The 25,256-nt window shown below is 65.3% G+C and carries 26 protein-coding genes; 19 read left to right on the top strand and 7 right to left on the bottom strand.

Annotation, left to right across the window (positions count from 1 at the left end; translation table 11 throughout):
- Window positions 1–2: 2 nt before the first annotated feature.
- Genes AC56DV_RS31525 through ygfZ form a run of 3 tightly spaced genes read right to left on the bottom strand, consistent with a single transcriptional unit; the run spans window position 3 to window position 2,063 of the window.
- Window positions 3–764, bottom strand: coding sequence for an NRDE family protein (locus tag AC56DV_RS31525; RefSeq protein ID WP_496318141.1), 762 nt, complete (start codon window positions 762–764; stop codon window positions 3–5).
- A complete protein-coding gene (locus tag AC56DV_RS31520) occupies window positions 755–1,045 on the bottom strand; it encodes a DUF4936 family protein (protein WP_496318140.1) in 291 nt (96 codons plus the stop codon). Before AC56DV_RS31520 ends, AC56DV_RS31525 begins: the two co-directional genes overlap by 10 nt.
- A 1-nt stretch (window position 1,046) precedes the next feature.
- Window positions 1,047–2,063 (bottom strand): CAF17-like 4Fe-4S cluster assembly/insertion protein YgfZ, encoded by a 1,017-nt coding sequence (gene ygfZ / locus AC56DV_RS31515; RefSeq protein WP_496318139.1) that lies wholly within the window; start codon window positions 2,061–2,063, stop codon window positions 1,047–1,049.
- A gap of 154 nt (window positions 2,064–2,217) precedes the next feature.
- Between ygfZ and mltG the strand changes: the two genes are divergently transcribed.
- From mltG to AC56DV_RS31465, 10 genes are all read left to right on the top strand, one after another.
- Complete coding sequence (gene mltG, locus AC56DV_RS31510) at window positions 2,218–3,204, top strand: endolytic transglycosylase MltG (RefSeq protein ID WP_496318138.1); 987 nt, start codon at window positions 2,218–2,220, stop codon at window positions 3,202–3,204.
- Window positions 3,205–3,219: 15 nt separating this feature from the next.
- The gene (gene tmk, locus AC56DV_RS31505) at window positions 3,220–3,840 is read left to right on the top strand and encodes a dTMP kinase (RefSeq protein ID WP_496318137.1); all 621 of its coding nucleotides are present in this window, start codon (window positions 3,220–3,222) and stop codon (window positions 3,838–3,840) included.
- Entirely contained in the window at window positions 3,837–4,862 is a 1,026-nt protein-coding gene (locus AC56DV_RS31500; RefSeq protein ID WP_496318136.1) for a DNA polymerase III subunit delta', read from the top strand. Before tmk ends, AC56DV_RS31500 begins: the two co-directional genes overlap by 4 nt.
- A gap of 11 nt (window positions 4,863–4,873) precedes the next feature.
- Window positions 4,874–5,251 (top strand): PilZ domain-containing protein, encoded by a 378-nt coding sequence (locus tag AC56DV_RS31495; RefSeq protein ID WP_057156528.1) that lies wholly within the window; start codon window positions 4,874–4,876, stop codon window positions 5,249–5,251.
- A 38-nt stretch (window positions 5,252–5,289) separates the two neighbouring features.
- Window positions 5,290–5,805: a GNAT family N-acetyltransferase gene (locus AC56DV_RS31490; protein ID WP_496318135.1), complete on the top strand. Its 516-nt coding sequence runs from the start codon at window positions 5,290–5,292 to the stop codon at window positions 5,803–5,805.
- Between the two features lie 13 nt (window positions 5,806–5,818).
- Window positions 5,819–7,012 carry a hypothetical protein gene (locus AC56DV_RS31485; protein WP_496318134.1) on the top strand — a complete coding sequence of 398 codons (1,194 nt, stop codon included), beginning with the start codon at window positions 5,819–5,821 and terminating at the stop codon, window positions 7,010–7,012.
- 57 nt (window positions 7,013–7,069) lie between these two features.
- Window positions 7,070–7,849 carry a TatD family hydrolase gene (locus AC56DV_RS31480; protein WP_496318133.1) on the top strand — a complete coding sequence of 260 codons (780 nt, stop codon included), beginning with the start codon at window positions 7,070–7,072 and terminating at the stop codon, window positions 7,847–7,849.
- 16 nt (window positions 7,850–7,865) lie between these two features.
- Window positions 7,866–8,537 carry an ankyrin repeat domain-containing protein gene (locus AC56DV_RS31475; protein ID WP_496318132.1) on the top strand — a complete coding sequence of 224 codons (672 nt, stop codon included), beginning with the start codon at window positions 7,866–7,868 and terminating at the stop codon, window positions 8,535–8,537.
- A gap of 82 nt (window positions 8,538–8,619) precedes the next feature.
- On the top strand, window positions 8,620–9,543 hold the full coding sequence (locus tag AC56DV_RS31470; RefSeq protein ID WP_496318131.1) for a class I SAM-dependent methyltransferase: 924 nt from the start codon (window positions 8,620–8,622) through the stop codon (window positions 9,541–9,543).
- A 132-nt stretch (window positions 9,544–9,675) separates the two neighbouring features.
- Window positions 9,676–9,921, top strand: a complete 246-nt coding sequence (locus AC56DV_RS31465; RefSeq protein WP_496318130.1) for a hypothetical protein — start codon at window positions 9,676–9,678, stop codon at window positions 9,919–9,921.
- Between the two features lie 18 nt (window positions 9,922–9,939).
- Here the strand turns inward: AC56DV_RS31465 and AC56DV_RS31460 are convergent, their stop codons facing one another.
- The gene (locus tag AC56DV_RS31460; RefSeq protein WP_496318129.1) at window positions 9,940–10,923 is read right to left on the bottom strand and encodes an NAD(P)H-dependent flavin oxidoreductase; all 984 of its coding nucleotides are present in this window, start codon (window positions 10,921–10,923) and stop codon (window positions 9,940–9,942) included.
- An 81-nt stretch (window positions 10,924–11,004) separates the two neighbouring features.
- Here AC56DV_RS31460 and AC56DV_RS31455 point away from each other — a divergent pair, with 81 nt between their 5' ends.
- From AC56DV_RS31455 to AC56DV_RS31425, 7 genes are all read left to right on the top strand, one after another.
- The gene (locus AC56DV_RS31455) at window positions 11,005–11,640 is read left to right on the top strand and encodes a TetR/AcrR family transcriptional regulator (RefSeq protein WP_496318128.1); all 636 of its coding nucleotides are present in this window, start codon (window positions 11,005–11,007) and stop codon (window positions 11,638–11,640) included.
- A gap of 124 nt (window positions 11,641–11,764) precedes the next feature.
- Entirely contained in the window at window positions 11,765–12,676 is a 912-nt protein-coding gene (locus AC56DV_RS31450) for an STM4015 family protein (protein ID WP_496318127.1), read from the top strand.
- On the top strand, window positions 12,669–13,775 hold the full coding sequence (locus AC56DV_RS31445) for an STM4014 family protein (protein WP_496318126.1): 1,107 nt from the start codon (window positions 12,669–12,671) through the stop codon (window positions 13,773–13,775). The genes AC56DV_RS31450 and AC56DV_RS31445 overlap by 8 nt, the downstream gene beginning before the upstream one ends.
- A complete protein-coding gene (locus AC56DV_RS31440; protein WP_496318125.1) occupies window positions 13,772–14,608 on the top strand; it encodes an STM4013/SEN3800 family hydrolase in 837 nt (278 codons plus the stop codon). The genes AC56DV_RS31445 and AC56DV_RS31440 overlap by 4 nt, the downstream gene beginning before the upstream one ends.
- Window positions 14,605–15,993, top strand: coding sequence for an STM4012 family radical SAM protein (locus AC56DV_RS31435; RefSeq protein ID WP_496318124.1), 1,389 nt, complete (start codon window positions 14,605–14,607; stop codon window positions 15,991–15,993). Before AC56DV_RS31440 ends, AC56DV_RS31435 begins: the two co-directional genes overlap by 4 nt.
- The gene (locus tag AC56DV_RS31430) at window positions 15,987–16,910 is read left to right on the top strand and encodes an STM4011 family radical SAM protein (RefSeq protein ID WP_496318123.1); all 924 of its coding nucleotides are present in this window, start codon (window positions 15,987–15,989) and stop codon (window positions 16,908–16,910) included. Before AC56DV_RS31435 ends, AC56DV_RS31430 begins: the two co-directional genes overlap by 7 nt.
- 143 nt (window positions 16,911–17,053) lie before the next feature.
- A complete protein-coding gene (locus tag AC56DV_RS31425; RefSeq protein ID WP_496318122.1) occupies window positions 17,054–17,254 on the top strand; it encodes a hypothetical protein in 201 nt (66 codons plus the stop codon).
- On the opposite strand, the gene AC56DV_RS31420 is transcribed toward AC56DV_RS31425, so the two are convergent.
- Window positions 17,251–18,384, bottom strand: coding sequence for a phospholipase A (locus AC56DV_RS31420; RefSeq protein ID WP_496318121.1), 1,134 nt, complete (start codon window positions 18,382–18,384; stop codon window positions 17,251–17,253). The two genes, AC56DV_RS31425 and AC56DV_RS31420, sit on opposite strands and share 4 nt — an antisense overlap.
- A 197-nt stretch (window positions 18,385–18,581) precedes the next feature.
- Between AC56DV_RS31420 and fusA the strand changes: the two genes are divergently transcribed.
- Window positions 18,582–20,696, top strand: a complete 2,115-nt coding sequence (gene fusA, locus AC56DV_RS31415; protein WP_496318120.1) for an elongation factor G — start codon at window positions 18,582–18,584, stop codon at window positions 20,694–20,696.
- Between the two features lie 18 nt (window positions 20,697–20,714).
- On the opposite strand, the gene AC56DV_RS31410 is transcribed toward fusA, so the two are convergent.
- On the bottom strand, window positions 20,715–22,679 hold the full coding sequence (locus AC56DV_RS31410; protein WP_496318119.1) for a putative bifunctional diguanylate cyclase/phosphodiesterase: 1,965 nt from the start codon (window positions 22,677–22,679) through the stop codon (window positions 20,715–20,717).
- Window position 22,680: 1 nt separating this feature from the next.
- Window positions 22,681–23,121: a hypothetical protein gene (locus AC56DV_RS31405; protein ID WP_496318512.1), complete on the bottom strand. Its 441-nt coding sequence runs from the start codon at window positions 23,119–23,121 to the stop codon at window positions 22,681–22,683.
- A 265-nt stretch (window positions 23,122–23,386) separates the two neighbouring features.
- Between AC56DV_RS31405 and AC56DV_RS31400 the strand changes: the two genes are divergently transcribed.
- Entirely contained in the window at window positions 23,387–25,111 is a 1,725-nt protein-coding gene (locus tag AC56DV_RS31400; RefSeq protein WP_496318118.1) for a methyl-accepting chemotaxis protein, read from the top strand.
- The last annotated feature ends 145 nt before the right edge of the window (window positions 25,112–25,256 follow it).

The following is a 25,256-nucleotide window of genomic DNA, read 5'->3' as shown; positions in this document are numbered from 1 at the left end:
TCTTACTGGATCAGCATTTCATGCAGTACTGCGGGGGCGTCCGCGTAGAGTTTGACCACGGTCGAGCTGCGCGTGCCGTAGCCGGGGGACTCGATGCGCACCGCCGACAGCAGGCGCTCCACCTCGATCGGCACGCCGGTTTCGGGCAGGCGCAGGTCGGGCGCGCGGGTGGTGTCGGCCAGCATTTCGAAGTAGGCGTCGTCCGGTGCGCCCAGGCACAGCAGGCTGGCGAACTGGGCTTTGGTCTTCAGCACTTTCGGCCACGGCGAGTCCAGCGTAGCGTTGGACAGGCCGTAAATGCCGGGCGTGAGCGGCTGGCCGTTGCGCGGGTCGCCGTCGCCCTTGTTGGAGTACCAGATCAAGGTGTCGCGGTCGCCGATGACGAGGTTGAAGCCGTTGTAGGCGTGCGCGCCGTCGCGGATATGGTCGATGTACTCGGCCGGCGACATGCTGCCGGCCAGGAAGTCGGACACCAGCTGCCCGCGCGAAGGCGCGTCGGCCTTGTGCTCCTGCGGCGCGCGGATGTTGGTGATGGCGGCAAAGCGCGGCGAGCCGGAGCCCGCCTCGGCGGCTGCCTCGGCATCGGCCTGGCTGATGCCCATCCAGCTGCCGCCGGCCTTCAGGTCGCGGCCCGCGTAGATGCGCGGCTGGTCGGGCCACGGCGCGGCCGGAGCCGCTTCGCGCGCGTAATATTCATCGCGGTTGGCGGCGGCGATCAGCGGCACCGCCGGCACGACTTGCCACGCGAAAACAATCAAACACATGAGTTGAAATCCGTAAAAATTTCGGTGTGGCGGGGGCCGGCCGTGAGCGGCGCCAGCCCGGACTGCAGGACGGCGGCCGACAGCGCGGCCTCGAACCCGTCCGGCACCGCCGGATAAACTTCCATCCAGGTCTGCAAGCCATCCTTGGCCTGCGGACGGCGCTTTAACTGCGGCGCGGCGCCGCAAGCGCTGGCCAGTCCGGCCTGCATGGCCGTGACCGCTCCGTGCAGGACAGCCGTGTCGGCTTCCCGCACCTGGTAGTAAATATACAAATCGGTCATGCTAGACGTCGAGCTTGTCCAGCACGTAGGGCATGGGCAGGAATTCCAGCGCCACGCCGTCCGCCGAAGCGAGGCGCACCCGGGCCTGCTCCAGCGCATCCAGCTTCATTTCCACCAGCGCGTCCACGCCGCCCAGGCCGTTCGGCGCGGCGTTCACCACCATGCCGCACGGTTGCGACGGGTCGGACTCGGCAAACACTTCGGCGCCGGCCGCCGCCGAGGCGTCCGCGATGCGCACCAGGGCCGTGCGGCGCTTGAGCTTGCCTAAATACTGGCTGCGCGCGACGATTTCCTGGCCCGGGTAGCAGCCTTTCTTGAAATTCACGCCGCCCAGCAGCTCGAAATTGATCATCTGCGGCACGAACTGTTCCTGCGTGGCGGCGCCGATCTGCGGCACGCCGGCGTGGATTTCGGCCAGGCGCCAGGCCTCGTTGCCGCCCACGTTGAGCTTGTCGGCCAGCACCGGCGCGACGGTCGCGGCGATGTCGGCCGAGGTCAGCCACAGGTAGCGCGGCGCGCCGAAGGCGTCGGCCAGGCGCAGCAGGGTGCCCAGCGCGTGCTCGGTTTTGCTGTAAGGGCGCCCGGGCAGCGGATCGAACCAGGTCTGCAGCACGGCTTCGGCCATGCCGCCGCCCAGGCCCAGCACCACTTGCGTGGCCGGCGCGTCGGTGGCGTCGGCCAGCTTGGTCTTGGCGCGCAGCACGAACATGCTCAGGCGTTTCTGCAGCGGAGGCTGGATTTCGCGCGGCAATTGCAGGAAGATGGATTCTTCGTTGCGCCACATCAGGAAAGTGGCTTGCAGCCGGCCTTTCGGGGTGCAGTAGCCGGCCAGGCGCACGTCGTCCTGGCCCAGGTGCTCGACGTCGTTGGTGAGCTGATTGTGCAGGAAGCCGGCGGAGTCTTCGCCGGTCAATGCGATCAGGCCCTGGTCCGTGACGGCGGCAACAAAGCCCACGGCCAGTTCGGTCGGGGTCAGCGGCTTGCCCTGCGGCGTTAGAAGTTGATTCCAGTTACTCATAAATTCCAATAATTTGACGATTAAAGCATTATCATTACGGCCTAATTATAGTGATGTAGAAGAATTCGCGCCGGACGCTGCAAAAAAGCGCTTTGTCCGGCGCCACTGCCGGCCTGAAAACCGGCCCTAACTCCCGGCCTTGTGGCTAGCAAAGATGGCATTCATAAAAAAGACGATAGTGTTGGGTATCCTGGTTGCAGCGGCAGCCGGCGGCGGATTTGCCTGGTGGGCCAGGCAGCCGATCATTACGGAAGAGCCCCCGATAGATTTCACCATTGTGCCCGGCAGCGGCGCGCATGCAGCCGGCCAGCAGATCGCCGAAGCCGGCGTTCCGATCCAGCCGCTGCTGTTCAACCTGCTGGCGCGCTTCACGCAGAAGTCGTCCAGGCTTAAGGCTGGCGCTTACGAGCTGAAACCCGGCACCACGCCGCTGCGGCTGATCGACCAGCTGGTGCGCGGCGAATTCGCGCAGGAGCAGCTGACCATCATCGAAGGCTGGACTTTCCGCCAGATGCGCCAGGCCGTGGCCGCCCACAAGGGCTTGAAGCACGACACCATCGCCCTGTCCGACACCGAACTGATGGCGCTGGTTTCCCCCGAGTTCAAGGCGCCCGAAGGGCTGTTCTTCCCGGATACCTACCTGTTCGCCAAGGGTTCCAGCGAGCTGGCCATCTTCCGGCAGGCGCACACCATGCTGATCGCCAAGCTGAGCGAAGCCTGGGAGAAGCGCGACCCCAACTTGCCCTACAAGAACCCCTACGAAGCGCTGACCATGGCCTCCATCGTGGAAAAGGAAACCGGCCAGAAGTCGGAACGCGCCATGATCGCCGGCGTGTTCGTCAACCGGCTGCGGCTCGGCATGCTGCTGCAGACCGACCCCACGGTGATCTACGGCATGGGCGCCCGCTACGACGGCAAGATCCGCAAAAAGGACCTGGAGACCGACACCCCGTACAATACCTACACCCGGGCCGGCCTGCCGCCGACGCCGATCGCCTTGCCGGGCGTGCAGTCGCTGACGGCGGCGCTGGCGCCGGCCAAGACGCCGGCGCTGTATTTCGTCTCGCGCGGCAACGGAACCAGCCAGTTTTCCGATAACCTGACCGACCACAACCGGGCAGTGAATCAGTACCAACGTTAAAAGATGCAGAGTTACATGAAACAATACAGCGGCAAGTTCATCAGTTTCGAAGGCATAGACGGCGCCGGCAAATCGACCCACATCAGTTTTGTGACCGACTATATCCGCGCGCGCGGCGTGCAGCTGGTCAGCACCCGCGAGCCGGGCGGCACGCCGCTGGGCGAGAAGATCCGCGAGCTGTTCCTGCACGAGAAGATGCATCTGGAAACCGAAACCCTGCTGGTGTTCGCCAGCCGCCGCGAGCACCTGGCGCAGGTGATCGAACCGGCGCTGGCCCGTGGCGACTGGGTGCTGACCGACCGCTTCACCGACGCCAGCTTCGCCTACCAGGGCGCCGGGCGCGGCCTGGACCGCGCCAAGCTGGAAACGCTGGCGCACTGGGTGCACGCCGACCTGGAGCCGGACCTGACCTTCCTGTTCGACGTGCCGCTGGAAGTGGCGCGCGCGCGCCTGGACTCGACCCGCGAGCTGGACAAGTTCGAGCGCGAGAAGGAAGAATTCTTCCACGCCACCCGCAACGAATACCTGCGCCGCGCGGCCGAGGCGCCGCAGCGCTTCCGCGTGATCGACTCCACCCGCAGCATTGCAGTCATCCAGCAGGAACTGGCGGCCATCCTGGACGGCGTGCTGGCATGAGCACGGCCATCTACCCCTGGCAGGAATCGTCCTGGACGCAGCTGCAGGCGCTGCGCGCGCGCATGCCGCACGCGATCCTGTTCCACGGCGCGGCCGGCACCGGCAAGGCCGACTTCATCGAACATTTCGCCCAGTCGCTGCTGTGCGAAAACGCGGGCCCCGACGGGCACGCCTGCGGCGCGTGCGTGTCCTGCGGCTGGTTCGGCCAGCAGAACCACCCCGACTTCCGCCGCGTGCGGCCCGAATCCTTCGAGGACGAAGTGACGGGCGAGGGCGAGGAGGGCGAGGAAAAGAAGGCCGCCAAGTCCAAGGCGCCGTCGAAAGAGATCAAGATCGAGCAGATCCGCCAGCTGTCGGACTTCATGAACATCTCCACCCACCGCCAGGGCTTGCGGGTGGTGGTGCTGTATCCGGCCGAGGCGCTCAACATGCCGGCTTCCAACGCGCTGCTGAAAACGCTGGAAGAACCGCCGCCGGGCACGGTGTTCCTGCTGTCCTCGAACAGCCTGGACCGGCTGCTGCCGACCATCCTGTCGCGCTGCCGCAAGTTCGCGCTGCCGATGCCGGGGCACGACGAGGCGCTGGCCTGGCTCAAGGCGCAAGGCGTGGCCGACGCCGACAGCTGGCTGCGCGAGCAGGGCGGCGCGCCGCTGGCCGCCATGGCCCAGTCCGAGTCCGGCAGCCGCGAGGAAATGGACCTGCTGCTGCAGATGCTGGCCCATCCCAGCGTGGAGGCGGCGCTGCGCGCGGCCGACAAAATGCAGAAAGTGCCGCTGGCCTCGCTCGTTTCGTGGCTGCAGCGCTGGCTTTACGATATGTTTTCCTACAAACTGTCAGGCAACATCCGTTATTATCCTCGTTACCGCAAGGAGTTGGCCGGGCTGGCGGACAAGGTGCACACCGCCAAACTGATGGCGGCGATCAAGAGCGTGAACGAACGCCGCGCGATTGCCGACCACCCGCTGTCGCCCAAGCTGTTTATTGAGGATATGCTGCTGGACTACACGGCAAGCTGCGCTTGAAAGGAAACCAATTGACCGGCAGCACCATCGATCCCAATGCCGTACCGATAGCGCGGCCCACCGTGCTGTCGCTGGCCATCAAGGAGAAGGCTGCCTTGTACGCGGCCTATATGCCGTTCCTGAAGCACGGCGGCATCTTCGTGCCGACCCAGAAGCCCTACAAGATCGGCGACGAGATCTATCTGATCCTCGCCTTGATGGACGACGCCACCAAATACCCGATCGCAGGCAAAGTGGCCTGGATCACGCCGCCTTCCGCCGCCCACAACAAGGCGCAGGGCATCGGCCTGCATTTCCCGGACGACGAAACCGGGCAGCGCGTGCGCGCCCGCATCGAGGAAATCCTTGGCGCCGCGCTGCGCTCGTCGCGCGCCACGCATACCCTTTAGAACGCGTACCCTTTCATCAATCACACTTGCCCTTGCCCATGTCATTCCGCCACCGCAACGCCACACTCAATGACCTGCCCGCCATTGTCGCCATCTACAACAGCACCGTCGCCTCGCGCGAAGTCACCGCCGACACCGAGCCGGTCTCGGTCGAATCGCGCCTGGCCTGGTTCCACGAACACACGCCGGAACGCCGTCCGCTGTGGATCATCGAGCGCGCCGACGATCAATCGGCCTCACCCGCCGTGCTGGGATGGATTTCGTACTCCAATTTCTATGGCCGCCCCGCCTACTCGGGGACGGCTGAAGTGTCGATCTACATCGACGAAGCGTCGCGCGGCAAAGGCATTGGACGCTACGCCTTGCAGGAAGCAATCGACTTCGCGCCCAGTGTCAATGTGCACACCTTGCTGGGCTTCATCTTCGGCCATAACAAGCCCAGCCTGGGGCTGTTCTCCAAATTCGGCTTTGAAACCTGGGCCAATCTGCCCAAAGTCGCCAACCTGGACGGCATCGAGCGCGACCTGATCATCCTCGGCAAACGCGTCGCCTGAATCGAAAGCCACCATGCTGCGTAAACTAGTCCTCGCCCTGATCCTGGGCATTTGCGCAGCACAGCCGGCCCGGGCCGAACTGCTGGGCAGTGCTGACAGCCAGAAGCTGGTGTCCGAAGGCCATGCCCTGCAGGCGGCCGGCAAGTACAAGGAAGCCCTGGACAAGTTCGAGGCGGCGCGCAAGCTGTCGCCGGACGCATCCAGTCCCTTGTCCTCGGCGGCCTACCTGCTGCAAACCCTGATCCCCGGCCTGCCCCAGGACGCCGCCGCCAAGGCGCGGCAGCAGGCCGAGGGCTTCGCGCGCGAAGCGCTGAAGCTGGCGGCCAACGATCCGCTGGCCGCCGAAGTGCTGCGCATGCTGGACGATCCGACGGCAGGCGCAGGCTACAAACCCAACGCGCAGGCCGACAAGGCGTACGCGGAAGGAGAGGTTTTGTTCCACAAGGGCCAGTACGAGGCTGCCCGCGCCAAGTACCGCGAGGCGCAGCTGGCCGATCCCAAGTTCTCCTCCGCCTTCCTGATGGAGGGCGACACCTATTTCATGGAAAAGAACTGGCTGGCGGCGGAAATGCTGTTCAACAAGGCCACCGAAGTGGATCCGCAGAACGCGCAGGCCTGGCGCTTCCTGGCCGACACCATGGCGCGCATGGGCAACCGGGCCGGGCTGGAGCAGGCGGCCTTGAAAGCGGTTGCCGTGCAGCCCAGCCAGATGCCGAGCTGGGAACGGCTGGCGGCGGTGGCCGGGATCGACGGCAAGCCGCTGACGCGCCTGCAGCTGGTGCGGCTGGCATCCGTGTCGCTGGACCCTAAAACCGGCAAGGCCACCGTCAGCCTGGCGGAGCAGTTCAAGGGCGCCAAGGTCGAGACCAATAGCGACTATGCGGTCTGGCTGGCGTATGCGCTGGCGCAGGCCAACGCGCTGACCACGGCCGCCAAGGAGGGCCGCACGCTGTCGCCGTTCTCGCAGGAACTGGTGGGCTGGAGCACCGCGCTCAAGGTGGCGGCCGAATTGCAGGAAAGCGGCGCGCCGCCGCTGGCATCCCCCGTGCTGCTGGCCTTGCGGGGCCTGAAGTCGCCGGCCGACCTGGAAGCGGCCATCCTGCTGCTGATGTACCGCGAAGCCTACCGCCCCGAGCTAGAGGCGTGGAAGAAGGCGCACCCGGACGGCATCCGCCAATTCGTGGCGGCGCACCGGCTGATGCCTTAGCCGCCAGCGGCTGCGGGGCGTTTGGCGCGGGCGCGCTCGCTCGCGTACAATCACGCCATGTTTATCGATTCCCACTGCCACATCAATTTCCCCGAGCTGGCTGCTCGCATGCCCGAGATTCTCGGCAAAATGGCCGAGAACAAGGTGACGCACGCGCTCTGCGTCTCGGTCGACCTGCCGGACTTCCCGCAAGTCCTGGCGCTGGCCGAGCAGTACCCGCACATCTACGCCTCGGTCGGCGTCCATCCCGATTACGAAGACACGCCGGAACCCAGCGTCGAGCAGCTGGTGCAGCTGGCCGACAACCCGCGCATCATCGCCATCGGCGAAACCGGGCTGGACTACTACCGCCTGGAAGGCGACCTGGAGTGGCAGCGCGAGCGCTTCCGCACCCACATCAAAGCTTCAAGAATCACGCGCAAGCCATTGATTATCCACACAAGATCCGCCAGCGAAGACACCATCCGCATCATGCAGGAAGAGGGCGCCGGCACCGACAAGGGCGGCGTGGCGGGCGTGATGCACTGCTTCACCGAGTCGCTGGAAGTGGCGCGCGCGGCGATGGCGATGGGCTTCTACATCTCCTTCTCCGGCATCGTCACCTTCAAGAGCGCCAAGGAATTGCAGGCCGTGGCCATGGAAGTGCCGCTGGAACAGATGCTGATCGAAACCGATTCGCCCTACCTGGCGCCGATGCCGCACCGCGGCAAGATGAACGAGCCCGGCTTCGTGGCCCACGTGGCCGAGTACATCGCCAAGCTCAAGGGGGTGTCCGTGGAACAGGTTGCGCAGCAGACCAGCGACAACTTCTTCAAATTATTCAACGTGGTACGTTAACTTCTTAAGAAAACACATGATCGTAAAACGCCGGGTATTGCTGTCTCTGCTCACTGCTTTCGCCCTGATGCCTGCGGCCCCGGCGTTTTCCGAGACTGAAGACGAAGTCCAATTCTTCCGCGCCGCCCAGGTCGACAACACCGTGGTGGTGCGCGACGTGCTCAAGCGCGGCCTGGACCCCAACCTGCACGAGCCCGAGCGCGGCGAAACCGGCCTCATCATCGCCATGCGGCACGACGCCAACCGCGTCTTCAAGATACTGCTGGACCATCCCAAGATCGACCTGGAAGCGCAGTCCGTCAACGGCAGCACCGCGCTGATGATGGCCGCCTTCAAGCACAATAAAGACGCCGTCAAGGCCATGCTCGCCAAGGGCGCCCAAGTGAACCGCAAGGGCTGGACCCCGCTGCACTTTGCGGCGGCGGCGGGCGACCTGGAGATTATGAACATCCTGCTCGAACACCACGCCTACATCGACGCCGGTTCCCCCTCCGGGCTGACGCCGCTGATGCTGGCCGCGCGCGAAGGCATGGAGGACGCCGTCAAGCTGCTGCTGGCACAAGGGGCGGACGCCACGCTGAAAGACGGCGCCTACGGCATCGATGCCGCCGAATTCGCCACCCGGGCCGACAAGCCATGGATCACCAAGGCCATCAAAGCCCACCTGGCCGCGAAAGCGGCAAAGTAGACGGTTTTTCCACGCCAACTCGCCGCTTAACTTTGCCTGGCAGGCAAAGATAATGGCTACGTTGCGCTAACAAGGAAAAACCATGCTGAACGAACGTGAAATAGAGAGCTGCTACCTGGGACAATTCATCCCGGTCCACTACCATCACAACATGCTGATGGACCAGAACCGCATGCACAGCTTCAAGTCGGCCATCGACTACGCCGTGAAGCCGGGCATGAAAGTGCTGGAACTCGGGGGCGGCACCGGCGTGCTTTCCTTCTTCGCCGCAGCCAAGGCCAGAAAAGTCTATTGCGTGGAATTCAACCCGGACATGGTCAAGGAAGCGCGCAAATTCCTCGCCATCAATCCGAACGGTGAAAAAGTCGAAGTCATCCACGCGGACGCGTTCGAATACCTGCCGCCCGAACCGGTGGACGTGGTGATCTGCGAAATGATCCACGTCGGCATGCTGCGCGAAAAGCAGGTGGAAGTGATCGAATCGTTCAAGCGCCGCTACCTGGAGCGCTTCGGCGGCCCGCTGCCCGTGTTCATGCCGGAAGCGGTCATCATGGCGGTGCAGCCGCTGCAGCAGGAATACGACTTCGAAGGCTTCTTCGCGCCCATCGTGCAATTCCAGGAAACCCAGGTCATCTATCCCGGCACCGTCGAGATGGCGCAGCCAGCCGTGTACAGCGTGCTCGACTTCACGCAGCCGAACGACCTGCTGATCGGCTGGGAAGGCAAATTCGTGGTCGAACGCAGCGGCTGCGTGAACGCCATGCGTTTCGTCACCAAGAACATCCTGTCCGTGGTCCAGGAGCGCAACAGCACCATCGACTGGCTGAACCACTACATGACCTTGCCGCTGGCCAAGCCGGTGCAAGCCAAGGAGGGCGACGTGCTGGCGGTCAGCTTCCAGTACCGCGCCGGCGGCTCGCTGCCATCGCTGCAGGCGTCGCTGCGGGTGGACGTGCTGTACGAATCGGCGCTCCAGCCCCACCACTACGCACCGGCCTTCGCTTGAGCGCGCCATAAAAATGCGGGGTCAGGTCCGGCATCGCGCCATTTTGGCGCGATGCCGGACCTGACCCCCAACCGGTGACCCCGAACCGGGTTATGGCGGTATACTCCGGGTTTTGATTAAAGAGTATTTGTCATGGAACAAGAAGACCGCCGCTACATCGTGCAACAGAAGAAGCTTTCGGAAGGCGACAAGCCGCCCGTGTTCGCGAAGGTAATGCGCAGCAAGGAGGGCGTCTTCGAGGGCGTGTCCTTCATCAAGTCGAAGGAAAAGGCCACCATCCTGACCGTGCCCGAGGCGGAGCAGGCTATCGCCTGGGCTCAAAAGAAGAAGCCGAACGCAAAAGAGTACGAAACCAAGATCATCTGCGTCGGCCAGTAAATCCGCCCAAAGCCGGCTTTACGCCGCGCGCTTGTCCAGCAGGCGGGCGCGGGCGCTTTCATACTCGGCCGTCAGGCGGCCGACCAGTTCGGCCACCGTCGGTGCGTCTTCCATCAGGCCCACGCCCTGGCCTGCGCCCCAGATGTCGCGCCAGGCCTTGGCTTCGCTCGAGCTGCCCGAGCCGAAGTTCATGGCAGATTTGTCGGCTTCCGGCAGCGCGTCCGGGTCCAGGCCCGCAGCGACGATCGATTTCTTCAGGTAGTTGCCGTGCACGCCGGTGAACAGGTTGGTGTAGACGATGTCCGCCGCCGTCGATTCGATAATGGCCTGGCGGTAGCCGTCGTCCACGTTCGATTCCTGCGTGGCCAGCCAGCGCGAGCCGATGTAGGCGAAGTCGGCGCCCATGGCTTGCGCGGCCAGGATGGCGTCGCCGGTGGCGATCGAGCCGGACAGGGCGATCGGGCCCTTGAAGAATTTCCGCACCTCTCCCACCAGCGCGAACGGCGACAAGGTGCCGGCATGGCCGCCGGCGCCGCTGGCCACCAGGATCAGGCCGTCCACGCCCGCTTCCAGCGCTTTCTGCGCGTGGCGGATCGAAATCACGTCGTGCAGCACGATGCCGCCGTAGCTGTGGATGGCGTCCAGCATCTCTTTCGGCGGCGCGCGCAGGGAGGAGATGATGATGGGCACCTGGTGCTTGACGCACATTTCCACGTCGTGCGCGAGGCGGGTGTTGGACTGGTGCACGATCTGGTTGACGGCGATGGGGCCGATGATGGCGTCCAGGTTGGCTTCCTTGTAGGCGGCCAGTTCGGCTTTCAGTTCGGTCAGCCAGGTGTCCAGCAGCTCGGCCGGGCGCGCGTTCAGGGCCGGGAAGGAGCCGACGATGCCGGCCTTGCACTGCGCGGCCACCAGTTTCGGGCCGCTGGCGATGAACAGCGGCGAGCCGATCACGGGCAGGGCCAGGTTACGCAATACCTCAGGGATGTGATTTGATGTCATGATATGCTCCGTCGGGTTAGGTCTGATACGATGTTATCAGAAAAAACGCCGTTTTTTCACTGAATTTTAGAGCGCAGCTTCATGAATAAAGCCAAGGTTGTAGATTTCCGCCAGGAACAGGAAGATTTGCGGGGCGCGCTGCGCCAGGGCATGCTGGACGCCGCCAGCCGCTTGCTGGTGGAGGAGGGCCCGGCCGCGCTCACCGTGCGCAAGGTGGCCGAGGCGGTGAACTGCTCGACCACGCTGCTGTATTCCATCTTCGGCGGCAAGGACGGCCTGAGCAACGCGCTCTACCTGGAAGGCTGCGAGCGCCTGAAGCGCGACTTCGCCGCCACCGAGCCGGAACTGGCGCAGACCGACGCGCTGCAGGGCGTGTGGATCTGCGCCCGCGCCTACCTGGACTACGCGCGCCGCAACCCGGCGTATTACCAAGTGATGTTCGGCGACGCCATTGCCGGCTTCATCCCGGCGCTGGAGTCGCGCGTGTCCGCCTGGGGCACGTTTACGCCGCTGATCAGGCAGTTCGAGCGCTGCATGGAGCAGGGGCTGCTGCCCAAATCCAGCCCCACGGCGGCCGCGCGCCTGCTGTGGGCCGCGCTGCACGGCATCGCCAGCCTGGAGCTGAAGGGCTTTTACCTGAAGAAGGAGCACCCGGACGCGCTGTTCAAGTCGGCCGTGCGCGCGGTGCTGCTGTCGCTGCAAAACCCCGAGGCCTAGGGCATCAGAGCCCAGGCTGGCCACCATGTACTTTTATGCAAACGTGACAAAGCGCGCATTTTTCATGGGAGCATGATGCTATCCTGTGCGCCAGCTGCATTTTTCCAACTACGGGGATGGCTCCATGACGATTTCACAGGAAACAGAGAGTTTTTTCAACAAGCCGGTGGCCACTTTCGAGTCCGGCGATGCGCTCGACATTCAGAAGTCCGTCTACCGCCTGGCGCTGGACTATGACGACGAAAAGGAGATGGCCGACCTGATCGACGAGTTCCTGGCGCAGGTCGACAAGGCGCAACTCGATGCGCTGATCATCGGCAGCTGGGGCGCGCCTGCCGAGAACGGCGTTCAGGACATCCTGGACAAGCTGATCGCCCTGGCGCCGGAATTGCCCAATCTGCGCGCGCTGTTCATCGGCGACATGACGTTTGAAGAATGCGAGATTTCCTGGATTATCCAGGGCGACTACACGCCCTTGCTGGCGGCTTACCCGCAACTGGAAGCCTTGCGCATCCGCGGCGGCACGGACCTGGCGATCGAACCGTTCACCCATCCGGCCCTGCGCTCCTTCACCATCGAAAGCGGCGGCTTGCCGGCCGAGGTGGCCGAAGCCCTGGCGGCGTCCTCGATGCCGAAGCTGAACCATCTCGAACTGTGGCTCGGCACCGAGGATTACGGCTTTTCCGGCGACGCGGAACTGTACCGCCGCGTGCTGGCCGCGCTGGTGACGCCCGAGCTGAAGTACCTGGGCCTGCGCGACGCCGAGATTGCCGACGACCTGGCGGTCATGCTGGCCTCGCACGAAGTGGTCGGTCAGCTCAACACGCTGGATCTGTCGCTGGGCACCATTGGCGACACCGGCGCGGAAGCGCTGTTCAAGAGCCCGCTCGTTCCGCAGCTCAAATTCCTGGACCTGTCGCACCACTATATTTCCGCCCAATGGCAGGAGCAGCTCAGGACGCTGCCGGTGCAGGTGATACTGGACGACCCCGAGGAGGAAGACGACGGATATCGCTACGTCGCCGTGGGTGAGTAATTTGGTAAACAATGCGCCGTGCGTGCTGCTGGGCGTCGCTGCCGGCAAGCGGATGCGGCTGATGCAGGCTGCGCGCCAGCAGCTGGGGCTGCGGCCGGCGGTGCTGGTGGAGTGGAGCGAGTGGCTGGCGCAACCGGCATTGCTCGATGCGGCCCTGGCCCGGCCTTGCGATTTCAAGATCGAATCCCCGGGCGACGATCCGGCCCTGCACCACAAGCTGGTGCGCGAAGGGGCGCAGGCGCTGGGCTGCGCCGTGCCGCAAGCGCCCGAGTTCGGCGAGCTGTCGGTGTCGCCGGCCTGGTTCGCCGGTCTGTCTACCGCCATGCAGCGCATCGCCGCGCTACTGGCGGACCGCCCCCACGTGCGCGTCCTGAACGCGCCGCATGAACTGCTGCTCATGACAGACAAGCTGCGCTGCCAGCAGCACCTGATCGCCTGCCAAGTCCCCACGCCCCGGCTGCTGGGACCGGTGGACGGCTACGGCCACTTGCGCGCCATCATGGACGAGCACGCCCTCGACCAGGTTTTCGTCAAAGCGCGCTACGGCTCCAGCGCCTCGGGCGTGATCGCCTACCGGCGCAACGGACGCGGCGCCGAGCAGGCCACCAGTTCGGCGCACTTGCTGCAGGGGGCGGGCGGCGCGCGCCTGTACAACGTGAAACGTCTGCGCCGCTACGACCGGCAGGCGGACATCGTCCAGCTGGTGGACTTGCTGGCAGGCCAGCAAGCCTACGTGGAAACCTGGCTGCCCAAGCCGCGCTGCGGCAACGGCCACTACGACGTGCGCATGCTGACGCTGGCCGGCCAGCCGGCGCACCGCGTGGCGCGCATGGGCACGCGCATGATGACCAATCTGCACCTGGGCAACCAGCGCGCCGATATCGACGGCCTGCTTGCCGCCCCGGACCAGCTCGCGCTGGAGCGGGTGGCGCGGGAGGCCGCCGCCGCCTTTCCGGCCAGCAACGTGATTGGCCTGGATATCGTGGTCCGGCGCGGCCACGCGCATGTGCTCGAAGCCAACGCCTTCGGCGACCTGCTGCCGGGCTTGCTGCGCAACGGCCGGGACAGCTACGCCGGCCAACTGCTGGCACTGCCATGAAACCCGATCCAGACGCGATACCGGACATGCGGGCGGTGGTGGGCAGCCACGACATCGTCTTCATCACCCTCGACACCTTGCGCTACGACGTGGCGCAGCGCCTGTTCCTGGACGGCGGGCTGCCGGTGCTGGGGCCCTGCCTGCCGCGCACCGGCTGGGAGCGGCGCCATAGCCCGGCCAGCTTCACCTACGCCGCGCACCACGCCTTCTTTGCCGGTTTTCTGCCGACGCCCGCCGAACCGGGGCGCCATGCGCGCCTGTTCGCCACGGCTTTTCGCGGCAGCGAAACCACCTCCGCGCACACCTGCGTATTCGAGGAAGAGAGCATCGTCGCCGGCCTGGCCGCGCGGGGCTACCGCACCATCTGCATCGGCGGGGTGGGCTTCTTCAACAAGCTCACCGCGCTCGGCAGGGTACTGCCCGGCATGTTCGACGAAAGCCACTGGTCGCCCGCGATGGGTGTCGGCCAGCGCCGCTCGGCCGAGCGCCAGGTGGCGCTGGCGCTGCGGCAGATGCAGCAACTTGGCCGGCAGCGCATGTTCCTGTTCATTAACGTGGCCGCCATCCACGCGCCCAACCGGGTCCACCTGCCCGGCAGCAGCGGGGACACGGTCGAGAGCCACGCGGCCGCGCTGCGCCATGTGGACGCCGCGCTGGCGCCGCTGCTGACGGGCTGCGCCGCGCGCGCGCCCACCTTCGTCATCCTGTGCTCCGACCATGGCAGCGCCTACGGCGAGGACGGCTACCAGGGCCACCGCCTGGCGCACGAAACGGTGTGGACCGTCCCCTACGCGCATTTTTTCCTCGAACATCAAGAAGCGAGCCCACCGTGAACCAGTCCGACGCCCCAGGCACACTCGCACAGCGCATGCGCCAGACGCCTTACCAGGCCTACTCCTACTCCTACCCGCACAAGGCAGCCTACCGCGCCTTGCCGCAGGCGGAATCGCTGGAGCGGCTGTGGGCCGAGCAGGACCGTTCGGCCCTGTTCGCCTACATCCACGTGCCGTTCTGCGAAATGCGCTGCGGCTTTTGCAACCTGTTCGCCATGGCGCGCCCGCAGCCCGAACTGGTGGAGCGCTACGTGGCACAGGTGGTCCGGCAGATGCGCGTGCTGGACCGGGTGCTGGGCGAACGCCGCTTCGCGCGCTTTGCCATCGGCGGTGGCACGCCCACCTACCTGAGCGCGGCGCAACTGCAAACGCTGCTGGACGGCGCGCGCGACATTCTCGGCGTCGACCTGCAGGCCACGCCCGCCGGCATCGAAGCCTCGCCGGAAACCGTCACGCCCGAGCGGCTGGCCGTATGCCGCAGCATGGGTGTGGACCGGGTGAGCCTGGGCATCCAGAGTTTCGCGGCCGGCGAAATGCGCGCGCTGGCGCGGCCGCATCAAAATAGCGTGGTGCGGCAGGCCATAGCGCATATCCGCGCCGCCGGCTTTCCCACACTGAACCTGGACCTGATCTACGGCATCGCCGGCCAGACCGTCGCCAGCCTGCTGGCCTCGATCGACAGCGCGCTGGCGTTCGCGCCAGAAGAACTGTACCTGTATCCGCTGTATGTGCGGCCGCATACCGGCCTGGGCAAGCTGGCCAGCCGCAAAGGCGTCACCTCGTTCGACCCGGTGATGCTGGCGCAAGCCGGCGACAGCCGCCTGGACCTGTACCAGGCCGCGCGCGACCACCTGCTCGCGCAGGGCTACGAGCAGGTGTCGATGCGCATGTTCCGCGCGCCGCACGCGCCGGCGCAGGACGGGCCGTCGTATTGCTGCCAGAACGACGGCATGGTCGGGATGGGGGCGGGCGCGCGCGCCTACACGCAGCGCCTGCACTATTCCACCGACTACGCGGTGGGCCGCAGCGGCACCGCCGACATCATCGAAGCCTACCTGGCGCTCGGCGAGGACGGCTTTGCGCAGGCCCACCATGGTTTTGCGCTGGGGCCGGAGGAGCAGCGCCGGCGCTACGTTATCCAGTCGCTGCTGACGGAGCCGGGCCTCGATCCGGCCGCCTATCGCGCGCGCTTCGGCAGCGATTGCCTGCAGGACCTGCCCCAGTTGCTGGAACTGGACCAGCTCGGCTTGCTGGAGGCGCAATCCTGCCTGAGCGGCCTGATGCGCCTGAACCGGCGCGGCTACGCCTATGCCGACACGATAGGCCCCTGGCTGGCATCGGACGCGGTCCGCGCGCTGATGGCGGACGGCGGACCGGCATGCTGACAGGGTTGCCGATGGCCGCGATGGCCCCGGCGGCCACGTTCGGTCCCGAGCAGCCGGTGCTGTCCTTGCTGTACCGGGGCACGCTGGAGAGCTGCAACTACGCCTGCAGCTACTGCCCGTTCGCCAAGCGCGCCGACAGCCGGGCCAGGCTGGCCCGCGACGCCGCCGAAGTGGCGCGTTTCAACGCCTGGGTGGGACAGCAGCAGCGCCCGGTCAGCGTCCTGTTCACGCCCTGGGGCGAGGCGCTGGTGCGGCGCCACTACCGGACGGCGATGCAGGCGCTGTCGCACATGCCGCACGTGCGCCAGGTGGCGCTGCAGACCAATCTGTCCGGCCCGCTCGCGTGGCTGCAGGACGCGGAGCGGGACAAGCTCGGGCTCTGGTGCACCTATCACCCGGACCAGACCAGCCTGGAGCGTTTCCTCGAGCGCTGCCTGCGCCTGGAGCGGCTGGGCGTGCGGTTTTCCGTGGGCGTGGTGGCCATGCGCGAGCACTTCGGCGCGATCCGCGCGCTGCGGGCGGCGCTGCCGGCCCGGCACTATATCTGGCTCAACGCCTATGACCGGCGCGGCCCGGGCTACTACCGCCCGGAGGATTTGCTGTGGCTGGACGCGATCGACCCGTGGTTCGCATATAGCCGCAAGCCGGCGCCATCGCGCGGCAAGCCCTGCCGGGCGGGAGCCGAGGTGCTGTCGGTGGACGGGGAAGGGGAGGTGCAGCGCTGTCATTTCCTGCCCGAACGCCTAGGCAATCTCTACACGGAGCCGCTGGAGCACATGCTGCAGCAGCGCTCCTGTCCGCGCTACAAGTGCGATTGCTTCATCGGTTATGCGCACCGCGAGGATCTGCCGTTCTACGCCGACTTCGGCAGCGGCGTGCTGGCGCGCATACCTTTGCAAGTTAGCAACACCGCCTGACAGGAAGACTGCCGGCGGCGCACCGTTCATTCCGGTTTTTTAACCATTTGTCGGCGCAGCGTGCAGCCGGTCGCATGGCAAGCGGCAGGGCGGCCGCTTCGGTTACATTAACGTTGTCCGAAACGTACTGCCTGGAGCGCATCATGCTGAGTTTTGTGTTGTGGCTGGTTCTGCTGTTTTTGTGCTGGCCGCTGGCCCTGCTGGCCTTGCTGCTATACCCGCTGGTGTGGCTGGTGCTGCTGCCGTTCCGGCTGATCGGCGTGGGCGTGGAAGCCGTGTTCGAGCTGCTGCGGGCCATCGTCATGCTGCCGGCCCGCGTGCTGCGCGGCTCGCCCGGCCGCTAGAATTCCACCAGTACGCCTGCGCCCACCGACATCTGGGCGTAGTTGTAGTCGATCAGGCTCTGGCCGTAGCCGGTGCTGCCTTGCAGGTATCCCTTCAGATTGTCCCGGAGCGGGAAATTCCAGCCCAGCTGCAGGAAGCCATGCTTGCTGCTCAGGTTGCGGCGCGCCAGCAGCGAGTATTCGTGGCCGGCGTTGCGGTAGGCCAGGCGCAGGTCGCCGCGGCCCATGAAGTCGCTGATATCGATGTTGTCATTGTCCGACTTGGCGTTGTCCAGCCGCTGCCACAGGCGCAGCGTGGCGCTGAAGTGCTGCCCCCATTCGCCGCCCACTTCCGCATACAGCCGGTTCCAGCTGCGCGACAGCGTGGAGGTCTGGCCGTTGGACTGGTGCACCAGGCCGAAATTCACGTAGCGCAGCCGCGCTTCGCCGATGCCGGCGGTGAGCGGCGCCACCGCCATCAGCTCCGGCTGGTAGTTGGTCTCGCGGAAGGGGCTGGAGGCCGAACGGTTATAGGCCTGCCAGAAGCTCTGCTGGGTGTAGGCGAACCACAGATCGAAGGGGCTGTTGGCGATGCCTTCCATCATTTTCATCTTGAAACTGAGCTGGTAGCTCAGCTCCACGTGCTGGCTTTTCAGGCCGGCCGGCGTGAAGTCCTTGAACGGACCGTCGTTGGTGCCGTTGCTGTAGTTGGCCAGCAGCAGATAGGTGTCGCGGTGCGGCCTGAAGGAGAACACGCCGCGCTTGGACGGCTGGTCCAGCTCCCAGCGCTGCACCATGCGCGACAATTCCTTCTCCGGCTCGGCGCCGTTCACCGCGTCCATGGCGGTGGGCGCCGCTTCGGCCTTGGCGGCCGCCACGGCCGGGGCAATCACCGCTGCCACCTCGCTGGCCGGCGCCGGCTGGGTGCCTGGCGCGGCGCCGTTGGCCGGCGGCGTGGAAGCCAGCGGACCTTTCTTGGCCAACGCGTCGTAGCAGCCCAGGCGGGCGCTCGGGTCGCCCAGCGTGGAGCAGCGCTGCAGGAGGATTTCGATTTCGGAAGCGTCCTGGGCGTGTGCGGCCAGTGGCGTGAGGGTTGCCACCGCAGTCACGGCGATCAGTGTATGGATGGTTTGCTGCGTTCTGGTCTTCATGGGGATGACAAAAGTATGCGTTGGCAGGCAGTCTATATTGATTTGTGGCAAATGCGGCGCACTCCAGGCAAAGATACCCCTCTTTTGGGTAGGCTTGAATTTGGTAAAGCACGCCATACTTCAGTGATCCCTTCGTTTCCATTACTGTTAGAATCAACGACGACCCAATGCCGGGCCCTCGTTTCAAGGAGATTGTGATGACCCGCAAGACACCTATCGAGCGTTACCGCAATATCGGCATCAGCGCTCACATCGATGCCGGCAAAACCACCACCACCGAGCGCATCCTGTTCTACACCGGCGTCAATCACAAGATAGGCGAGGTGCACAACGGCGCCGCCACCATGGACTGGATGGAGCAGGAGCAGGAGCGCGGCATTACCATCACGTCGGCGGCCACCACCGCCTTCTGGAAGGGCATGGCCGGCAATTTCCCCGAGCACCGCATCAACATCATCGACACCCCAGGCCACGTCGACTTCACCATCGAGGTGGAGCGTTCCATGCGCGTGCTGGACGGCGCCGTGATGGTGTACGACTCGGTGGGCGGCGTGCAGCCGCAGTCCGAGACCGTCTGGCGCCAGGCCAATAAGTACAAGGTGCCGCGCATTGCCTTCATCAACAAGATGGACCGCGTGGGCGCGGACTTTTTCCGCGTGCAGCAGCAGATCAAGGACCGCCTGAAAGGCACCGCCGTGCCGATCCAGATTCCGCTCGGCGCCGAGGACAACTTCCACGGCGTGGTGGACCTGGTGAAAATGCGCGCCATTAACTGGGACGACGCCAGCCTGGGCGTGAAGTTCAGCTACGAGGAAATTCCGGCCGACTTGAAAGAGCTGGCGCAGAAGTGGCACGACCACATGGTGGAGGCGGCCGCCGAAGGTTCGCCCGAGCTGCTGGATAAATACCTGAACGGCGAAGCCTTGAGCGAGGCCGAGATCAAGCAGGGGCTGCGCGCGCGCACCATCCGCAACGAGATCGTGCCCATGCTGGCCGGCAGCGCCTTCAAGAACCGCGGCGTGCAGGCCATGCTGGACGCGGTGATCGAGTACCTGCCTTCGCCGGTGGACGTGCCCGCCATTAACGGCCACGACGAGCAGGACAATCCGATCGAACGCCATCCAACGGACGACGAGCCGTTCTCCGCGCTCGCCTTCAAGATCATGACCGACCCCTTCGTGGGCCAGCTGACCTTCTTCCGCGTCTATTCCGGCGTGGTGAATTCGGGCGACACGGTGTACAACCCGACCAAGAGCCAGAAGGAGCGCCTGGGCCGGATCCTGCAGATGCACGCCAACGAGCGCAAGGAGATCAAGGAGGTGTACGCCGGCGACATCGCGGCGGCGGTCGGCCTGAAGGCCGTCACCACCGGCGACACGCTGAGCAACCCTGACCATGTGATCGTGCTGGAGAAGATGATCTTCCCCGAGCCGGTGATTTCGCAGGCGGTGGAGCCGAAGACCAAGGCCGACCAGGAGAAGATGGGCATTGCCTTGAACCGCCTGGCGCAGGAAGACCCGTCGTTCAAGGTGCACACCGACCAGGAGTCGGGCCAGACCATCATGTCCGGCATGGGCGAGCTGCACCTGGAGATCCTGGTGGACCGCATGCGCCGCGAGTTCGGCGTCGAGGCCACCGTGGGCAAGCCGCAGGTGGCTTACCGCGAAACCATCACCAGGACCGCCAGCGACGTGGAGGGCAAGTTCGTCAAGCAGTCCGGCGGGCGCGGGCAGTACGGCCACGCGGTGCTGACGGTGGAGCCGGCGGCGCCGGGCAAAGGCTACGAGTTCGTGGACGCCATCAAGGGCGGCGTGATCCCGCGCGAGTTCATCCCGGCGGTGGACAAGGGCATCCAGGAGACCTTGCAGACCGGCGTGCTGGCGGGCTATCCGGTGGTGGACGTGAAGGTGACGCTCACCTTCGGTTCCTACCACGACGTGGACTCGAACGAGAACGCCTTCCGCATGGCCGGTTCGATGGCGTTCAAGGAAGGCATGCGGCGCGCCTCGCCGGTGCTGCTGGAGCCGATGATGCACGTGGAGGTGGAAACGCCGGAGGAGTTCATGGGCAACGCCATGGGCGACCTGACGTCGCGGCGCGGCATGGTGCAGGGCATGGACGAGATCCCGGGCGGCGGCGGCAAGATCATCCGCGCGCTGGTGCCGCTGGCCGAGATGTTCGGCTATTCCACCACGCTGCGTTCGCTGACGCAGGGCAGGGCCACGTACACCATGGAGTTCAAGCACTACGCCGAGGTGCCGAAACATATCCTCGACCAGATTGCGGTGTCGTCGAAGGGCAAGCCGCACTAGTGGCGGATCGATGGCGGGTTACGCTGGGGACGCCGGGTCCGCAGAGCGTGACCCGCCGTTCTCCTGCTCCTTCAACATCGTCTCGAATCCCGCAGCAGGCACCGGCCTGCTGTAGATATAGCCCTGTCCCTGCTCGCAGCGCAGCAGCCGCAGCAGCTTGGCCTCTTCCTCGGTTTCAATCCCCTCGGCCACCACCTTCAAATCCAGGTTGTGCGCCAGCGACACGATGGTGCTCACCAGGCCCATATAGCCGGCGTCGTGCGCCATCTTCATCACGAACGAGCGGTCCACCTTGAGCACGTCCACCGGCAGCGTCACCAGGTAGGCCAGCGACGAATAGCCGGTGCCGAAATCGTCTATCGCAATCGGCACGCCGTGGCGGCGGATGCGGGTCAAAATATCCACCACGCGGGCGTGGTCGGCCACCAGGCTGCTCTCGGTGATTTCTATCGACAGCGGATGCAGTTCGGCGCCGGCGGTCTTCAGCACCCGCTCGATATCGCCGATCAGCGTATCGCAGCGGAACTGCGCGGGCGCCACGTTGACGGCGATCTGCGGCGGGTTCAAGCCCGCGTCGTACCACGCGCGCCAGTCGGCCATGGCCTGTTCCATCACCTGCCGCCCGGCCGCGATCACCAGGCCGCTGCGCTCCAGCACCGGCACGAATTCGGCCGGCGGCACGATGCCGCGCGTGGGATGGTTCCAGCGTATCAGCGCCTCGGCACCGGACAGCTTGCCGGACTTCAGGTCGATCTTGGGCTGGTAGTAGTTGACGAACTCGCGCCGCACGATAGCGTCGCGCAGTTCGGACTCCAGGCTCAGCTCGCGCGCCAGCGCCTGGTCCGCGTGCCGGTCGTAATGGCCGAAACGTTCTTCCTTCACCCGCGCGCCGGCCAGCGCGTCCCACGCTTTCACCAGCAGCGCATCGGCCGAGGTGCCGTCTTCCGGCAGCGCCGCCGCGCCGGCGTTGATGGTGCACCAGATGCGGTGGTCGTCCACATGGTAGGAGCCTTGCAGCAGCGGCACGATGGTGTCGCGCACGTACGCCGACGGCGTGCCCGGTTCGTCGGCCGGGTAGAACAGCGCAAAGCGCCCGATGCCGATGTGCGACAGCAGCATGCGCGGCGCCACCTCCATGTTCAGGCGCTGCGCGATGGCGCGCATCAGGCCGATGGCGGCGCTGTTGCCGTAGGCCGAACTGATTTCGTCGAAGCGGTTGATGTTAATCAGCAGGACGGTGCCGCGCTGCTCGGCGGCGGCCAGCGCGGCGATCTGTTCTTCGAAGTGGGTGCGGCTGGGCAGGCCGGTGAGGGGATTGGTGCGCGCCAGCCGGTACAGCTCCTGCGCGTTGACCAGGCGCTCCAGGCCGAAGCTCAGCTCCGAGCCGATTTCGCCGGCGCGCTCCAGGTAGAACGAGTCGAACAGATCGCTGTGCAGCGAATACAGCGACAGCACGCCCCAGCGCCGGTTGTTGGCAAACAGCGGGATCGACATGCAGGACGCGATGCAGCGCCGCTGGCAGCCGGTGTTGAGCTGGTTTGAAAAGCGCATCTCACCCAATTCCAGCGCCTCGCCGGCCAGCTCGGGCGCGAACCAGTCGGCGTCCGCCGTGTCGTCGCCGCTGCGCCATTCGCGTTCCGCGCCGTCGCGCTCCACCGATGTGAGCAGGCGCAGCTTGCCGGTGGCTTCATCGCGGTAGCTGACATCGACGATCTGGATGCCGGGCTGCGCGGCGATGATGCGGCAGGCGCCCAGGCACAGGCTTTCCAGCGAACGGGCGCGCGACACCACCGGGGTCAGGCGCGACAGCAGCACGTAGAAACTGTCGTGCCGCACCAGCTTTTCCTGCAGTTCGGCCTGCATGGCTTGCAGCCGCTCCAGCGCCGCCAGCGCGGCCTGCCGCGCACAGGGATCCGCCGGCTGCGCGCTTTGAATGTATGCGGCAAGCCGAGCGGCGTCGTCCTGTGGTGCGGTGAGATCCATGTCAGTCTGTGAGTTTGAACTTCAACTGTACAGATAGTGCGCCATACAGGCGGTCCTTGTAGCGCGGGATGACGGCGATGTTGGCGCCCACGCGCTGGTACTCAAAGCTCATCACCGGGATGGCCGCCAGGAACCAGCCGCCGTCGCGCATTTTCGGATAGCCGCTGAAGCCGCCGACCACCGCGCCGAAACGCACCGGGCCGATGGCGAAGGGCTGGTAATACACGCCCGCGTAATTGGAATACTGGCGGTCGCTGTTATAGAAGCGGCCCGCGGTAGCCGCCGCCACGGTGGAGAAGCGGTACTCGGCGCCGATGCCGGGATTGCGGTCGTTCAGATTCTTTTCGCGATCGAAATGGTAGGAATAGAAGCCGGGATTCACCCACAGTTCGCTCAGCGGTTTATCCTCCACCAGCTCGAAGGGATTCGCATCGCCGGCCATGGCCGCGGTGGGCACAGCCAGGACGGCCGCAAATGTTAAGTATCCAGCGATTTTGGCCGCGTTTTTCACAGCGTGCGCCGCTACATGATGTGTCATCCCAACAATCCTTGATAAATGCCCGGTTGGCAGTCCCGGCATTATAGCCAAGAGCTGGCATGCTAGTTACAATGGGGGTGGACATTATTTCCTAGTAACAAGATAGTTACACGATAGTCATATAATAGTCACTATCCCGTATCAATCCCCCCTTCAGAGAAGAATCACCATGACGATTACCAAACGCCTGATGCTGACCCTGTCTGTGGCATTACTGGCGCTGTTATTTGTCGGCGGTAACGGCGTACTGCAACTGCAGCGCGCGCAAGCCCGCCTCGACACCGTCCAGACCGAACTCATTCCCAGCATCGCCGGCTTGAACATGGCCAAGAACGCCGTGTCCGACAGCCGGCTGGCCGGCTACCGCCTGTCCGTCTTCTCCGCGCCGGCGCCGGCCGAGTGCCCGGACCCGTGCAAGATGCCGGACAAGGCCTCGCTGCTGAAGGCCTATAACGACGCGCACGCCAAGTTCGACGAAATCCTGGCCAAGTACGAAAAAGAAAACGTCACCGACGACACCGACCGCAAGATGGTGGAAGCGGACCGCGAAGCGATGGCCACCTACCGCAAGGCGCTGGTGCCGTTCCTGGAAGCGTCCCACGCTGGCGACATGGACGGCGTGCGCGCCACGCTGATCGGCGGCTCGCCGCTGGCGATCGGCGCGGCCGGCGTGAAGAAGGCGCTGGACGACCACATCGCCTACAACAACACCCTGATCGACAAGGTGCGCGCCGAATCGATCGCCGCCTACGAATCCGCCTTCACCTTGCTGGTGGGCGTGATGGTGGCGGCGCTGGTGGTGACGGGCTTCCTGGGCTACCAGCTGTACCGCATCATCAGCGGTAGCCTGAGCAATATCCAGGGCACGCTGGAAGGCGTGAGCCAGTCGCTGGACCTGACGCAGCAAGTGCGCGTCGAGCGCATGGACGAAGTGGGCCACACCGCGGTCGCCTTCAACAAGCTGCTGACCGATATCGGCGCCGTGATCGGCAAGGTGCGCACTTCGACCGAGACGGTCAGCTCGGCATCGCAGCAGATCGCAGCCGGCACCGGCGACCTGTCCTCGCGCACCGCCTCGCAGGCGGCCGCGCTGGAGCAGACCGCGTCCAGCATGGAAGAACTGAGCTCCACCGTCGGCCAGAACGCGGACAACGCGCGCCAGGCCAACCAGCTGGCGCTGTCCGCGTCGGACGTGGCAGTGAAGGGCGGCAGCGTGGTGGACCAGGTGACGCAGACCATGTCGTCGATTAACGAGTCGTCGCGCAAGATTGTGGACATTATCAGCGTGATCGACGGCATCGCCTTCCAGACCAACATCCTGGCGCTGAACGCGGCCGTGGAAGCGGCGCGTGCCGGTGAACAGGGCCGTGGTTTCGCGGTGGTGGCAACCGAAGTGCGCAACCTGGCGCAGCGTTCGGCGGCTGCGGCCAAGGAAATCAAGGTGCTGATCGAGGACTCGGTGGACAAGGTCGGTTCCGGCACCAAGCTGGTCGAGCAGGCCGGCGCCACCATGAGCCAGGTGGTGACCAGCGTGCGCCAGGTGACGGACATCGTGGCCGCCATCAGCGCCGCCACCGACGAGCAGAACGCAGGCATCGCCCAGGTGCACCAGGCCATCACGCAGATGGACCAGGTGACGCAGGAGAACGCGTCGCTGGTGGAAGAGACCGCAGCAGCCGCGCAGCTGATGCGCGACCAGGCCGAGGAACTGTCGCAGGCGGTGGCCGCCTTCAAGATCGGCGCAGAGCAGGCGCCAACGAAGGCGGCCAGCCGCGCCAAGGTTGCCCCCATCGGCACGGCGGTAGCACGCGCTCCCGCAGCACCAGCCAAGCGCGCCGCGCCGGCCAAGCTGGCCAACGCCAAGCCGGCCAGCAGCGACTGGGAAGAATTCTGATCGTCCCCGGCACATGAAAAGGGCCGCGCCAGAGATGGCGCGGCCCTTTTTTTTCGATCCGATCATCGGCGTGATTGTTTCAGCCCGCACAGGGGAATCCGCGCTACGCTCCCATAGAATGCAATGACAAGGCGGCCCTGCCTCC

The sequence above is a fragment of the Massilia sp. BGA-UO-ETr-WB1 genome, assembly GCF_059567845.1.
Note: the sequence above shows the minus strand (reverse complement) of the source record. Positions and strands in the feature narration are given on the sequence as shown.

What these genes read in the sequence shown, in the direction of transcription:
- AC56DV_RS31485 (WP_496318134.1), top strand. Translation starts at nt 5,819, where the DNA reads ATGCTGCGTAAACTAGTCCTCGCCCTGATCCTGGGCATTTGCGCAGCA.
- mltG (WP_496318138.1), top strand. Translation starts at nt 2,218, where the DNA reads ATGGCATTCATAAAAAAGACGATAGTGTTGGGTATCCTGGTTGCAGCG.
- AC56DV_RS31525 (WP_496318141.1), bottom strand. Translation starts at nt 764, where the DNA reads ATGTGTTTGATTGTTTTCGCGTGGCAAGTCGTGCCGGCGGTGCCGCTG.
- AC56DV_RS31420 (WP_496318121.1), bottom strand. Translation starts at nt 18,384, where the DNA reads ATGAAGACCAGAACGCAGCAAACCATCCATACACTGATCGCCGTGACT.
- AC56DV_RS31460 (WP_496318129.1), bottom strand. Translation starts at nt 10,923, where the DNA reads ATGACATCAAATCACATCCCTGAGGTATTGCGTAACCTGGCCCTGCCC.
- fusA (WP_496318120.1), top strand. Translation starts at nt 18,582, where the DNA reads ATGACCCGCAAGACACCTATCGAGCGTTACCGCAATATCGGCATCAGC.
- AC56DV_RS31425 (WP_496318122.1), top strand. Translation starts at nt 17,054, where the DNA reads ATGCTGAGTTTTGTGTTGTGGCTGGTTCTGCTGTTTTTGTGCTGGCCG.
- ygfZ (WP_496318139.1), bottom strand. Translation starts at nt 2,063, where the DNA reads ATGAGTAACTGGAATCAACTTCTAACGCCGCAGGGCAAGCCGCTGACC.
- AC56DV_RS31400 (WP_496318118.1), top strand. Translation starts at nt 23,387, where the DNA reads ATGACGATTACCAAACGCCTGATGCTGACCCTGTCTGTGGCATTACTG.
- AC56DV_RS31520 (WP_496318140.1), bottom strand. Translation starts at nt 1,045, where the DNA reads ATGACCGATTTGTATATTTACTACCAGGTGCGGGAAGCCGACACGGCT.
- AC56DV_RS31465 (WP_496318130.1), top strand. Translation starts at nt 9,676, where the DNA reads ATGGAACAAGAAGACCGCCGCTACATCGTGCAACAGAAGAAGCTTTCG.
- AC56DV_RS31480 (WP_496318133.1), top strand. Translation starts at nt 7,070, where the DNA reads ATGTTTATCGATTCCCACTGCCACATCAATTTCCCCGAGCTGGCTGCT.
- AC56DV_RS31440 (WP_496318125.1), top strand. Translation starts at nt 13,772, where the DNA reads ATGAAACCCGATCCAGACGCGATACCGGACATGCGGGCGGTGGTGGGC.
- AC56DV_RS31405 (WP_496318512.1), bottom strand. Translation starts at nt 23,121, where the DNA reads ATGGCCGGCGATGCGAATCCCTTCGAGCTGGTGGAGGATAAACCGCTG.
- tmk (WP_496318137.1), top strand. Translation starts at nt 3,220, where the DNA reads ATGAAACAATACAGCGGCAAGTTCATCAGTTTCGAAGGCATAGACGGC.
- AC56DV_RS31410 (WP_496318119.1), bottom strand. Translation starts at nt 22,679, where the DNA reads ATGGATCTCACCGCACCACAGGACGACGCCGCTCGGCTTGCCGCATAC.
- AC56DV_RS31490 (WP_496318135.1), top strand. Translation starts at nt 5,290, where the DNA reads ATGTCATTCCGCCACCGCAACGCCACACTCAATGACCTGCCCGCCATT.
- AC56DV_RS31455 (WP_496318128.1), top strand. Translation starts at nt 11,005, where the DNA reads ATGAATAAAGCCAAGGTTGTAGATTTCCGCCAGGAACAGGAAGATTTG.
- AC56DV_RS31500 (WP_496318136.1), top strand. Translation starts at nt 3,837, where the DNA reads ATGAGCACGGCCATCTACCCCTGGCAGGAATCGTCCTGGACGCAGCTG.
- AC56DV_RS31430 (WP_496318123.1), top strand. Translation starts at nt 15,987, where the DNA reads ATGCTGACAGGGTTGCCGATGGCCGCGATGGCCCCGGCGGCCACGTTC.
- AC56DV_RS31450 (WP_496318127.1), top strand. Translation starts at nt 11,765, where the DNA reads ATGACGATTTCACAGGAAACAGAGAGTTTTTTCAACAAGCCGGTGGCC.
- AC56DV_RS31475 (WP_496318132.1), top strand. Translation starts at nt 7,866, where the DNA reads ATGATCGTAAAACGCCGGGTATTGCTGTCTCTGCTCACTGCTTTCGCC.
- AC56DV_RS31470 (WP_496318131.1), top strand. Translation starts at nt 8,620, where the DNA reads ATGCTGAACGAACGTGAAATAGAGAGCTGCTACCTGGGACAATTCATC.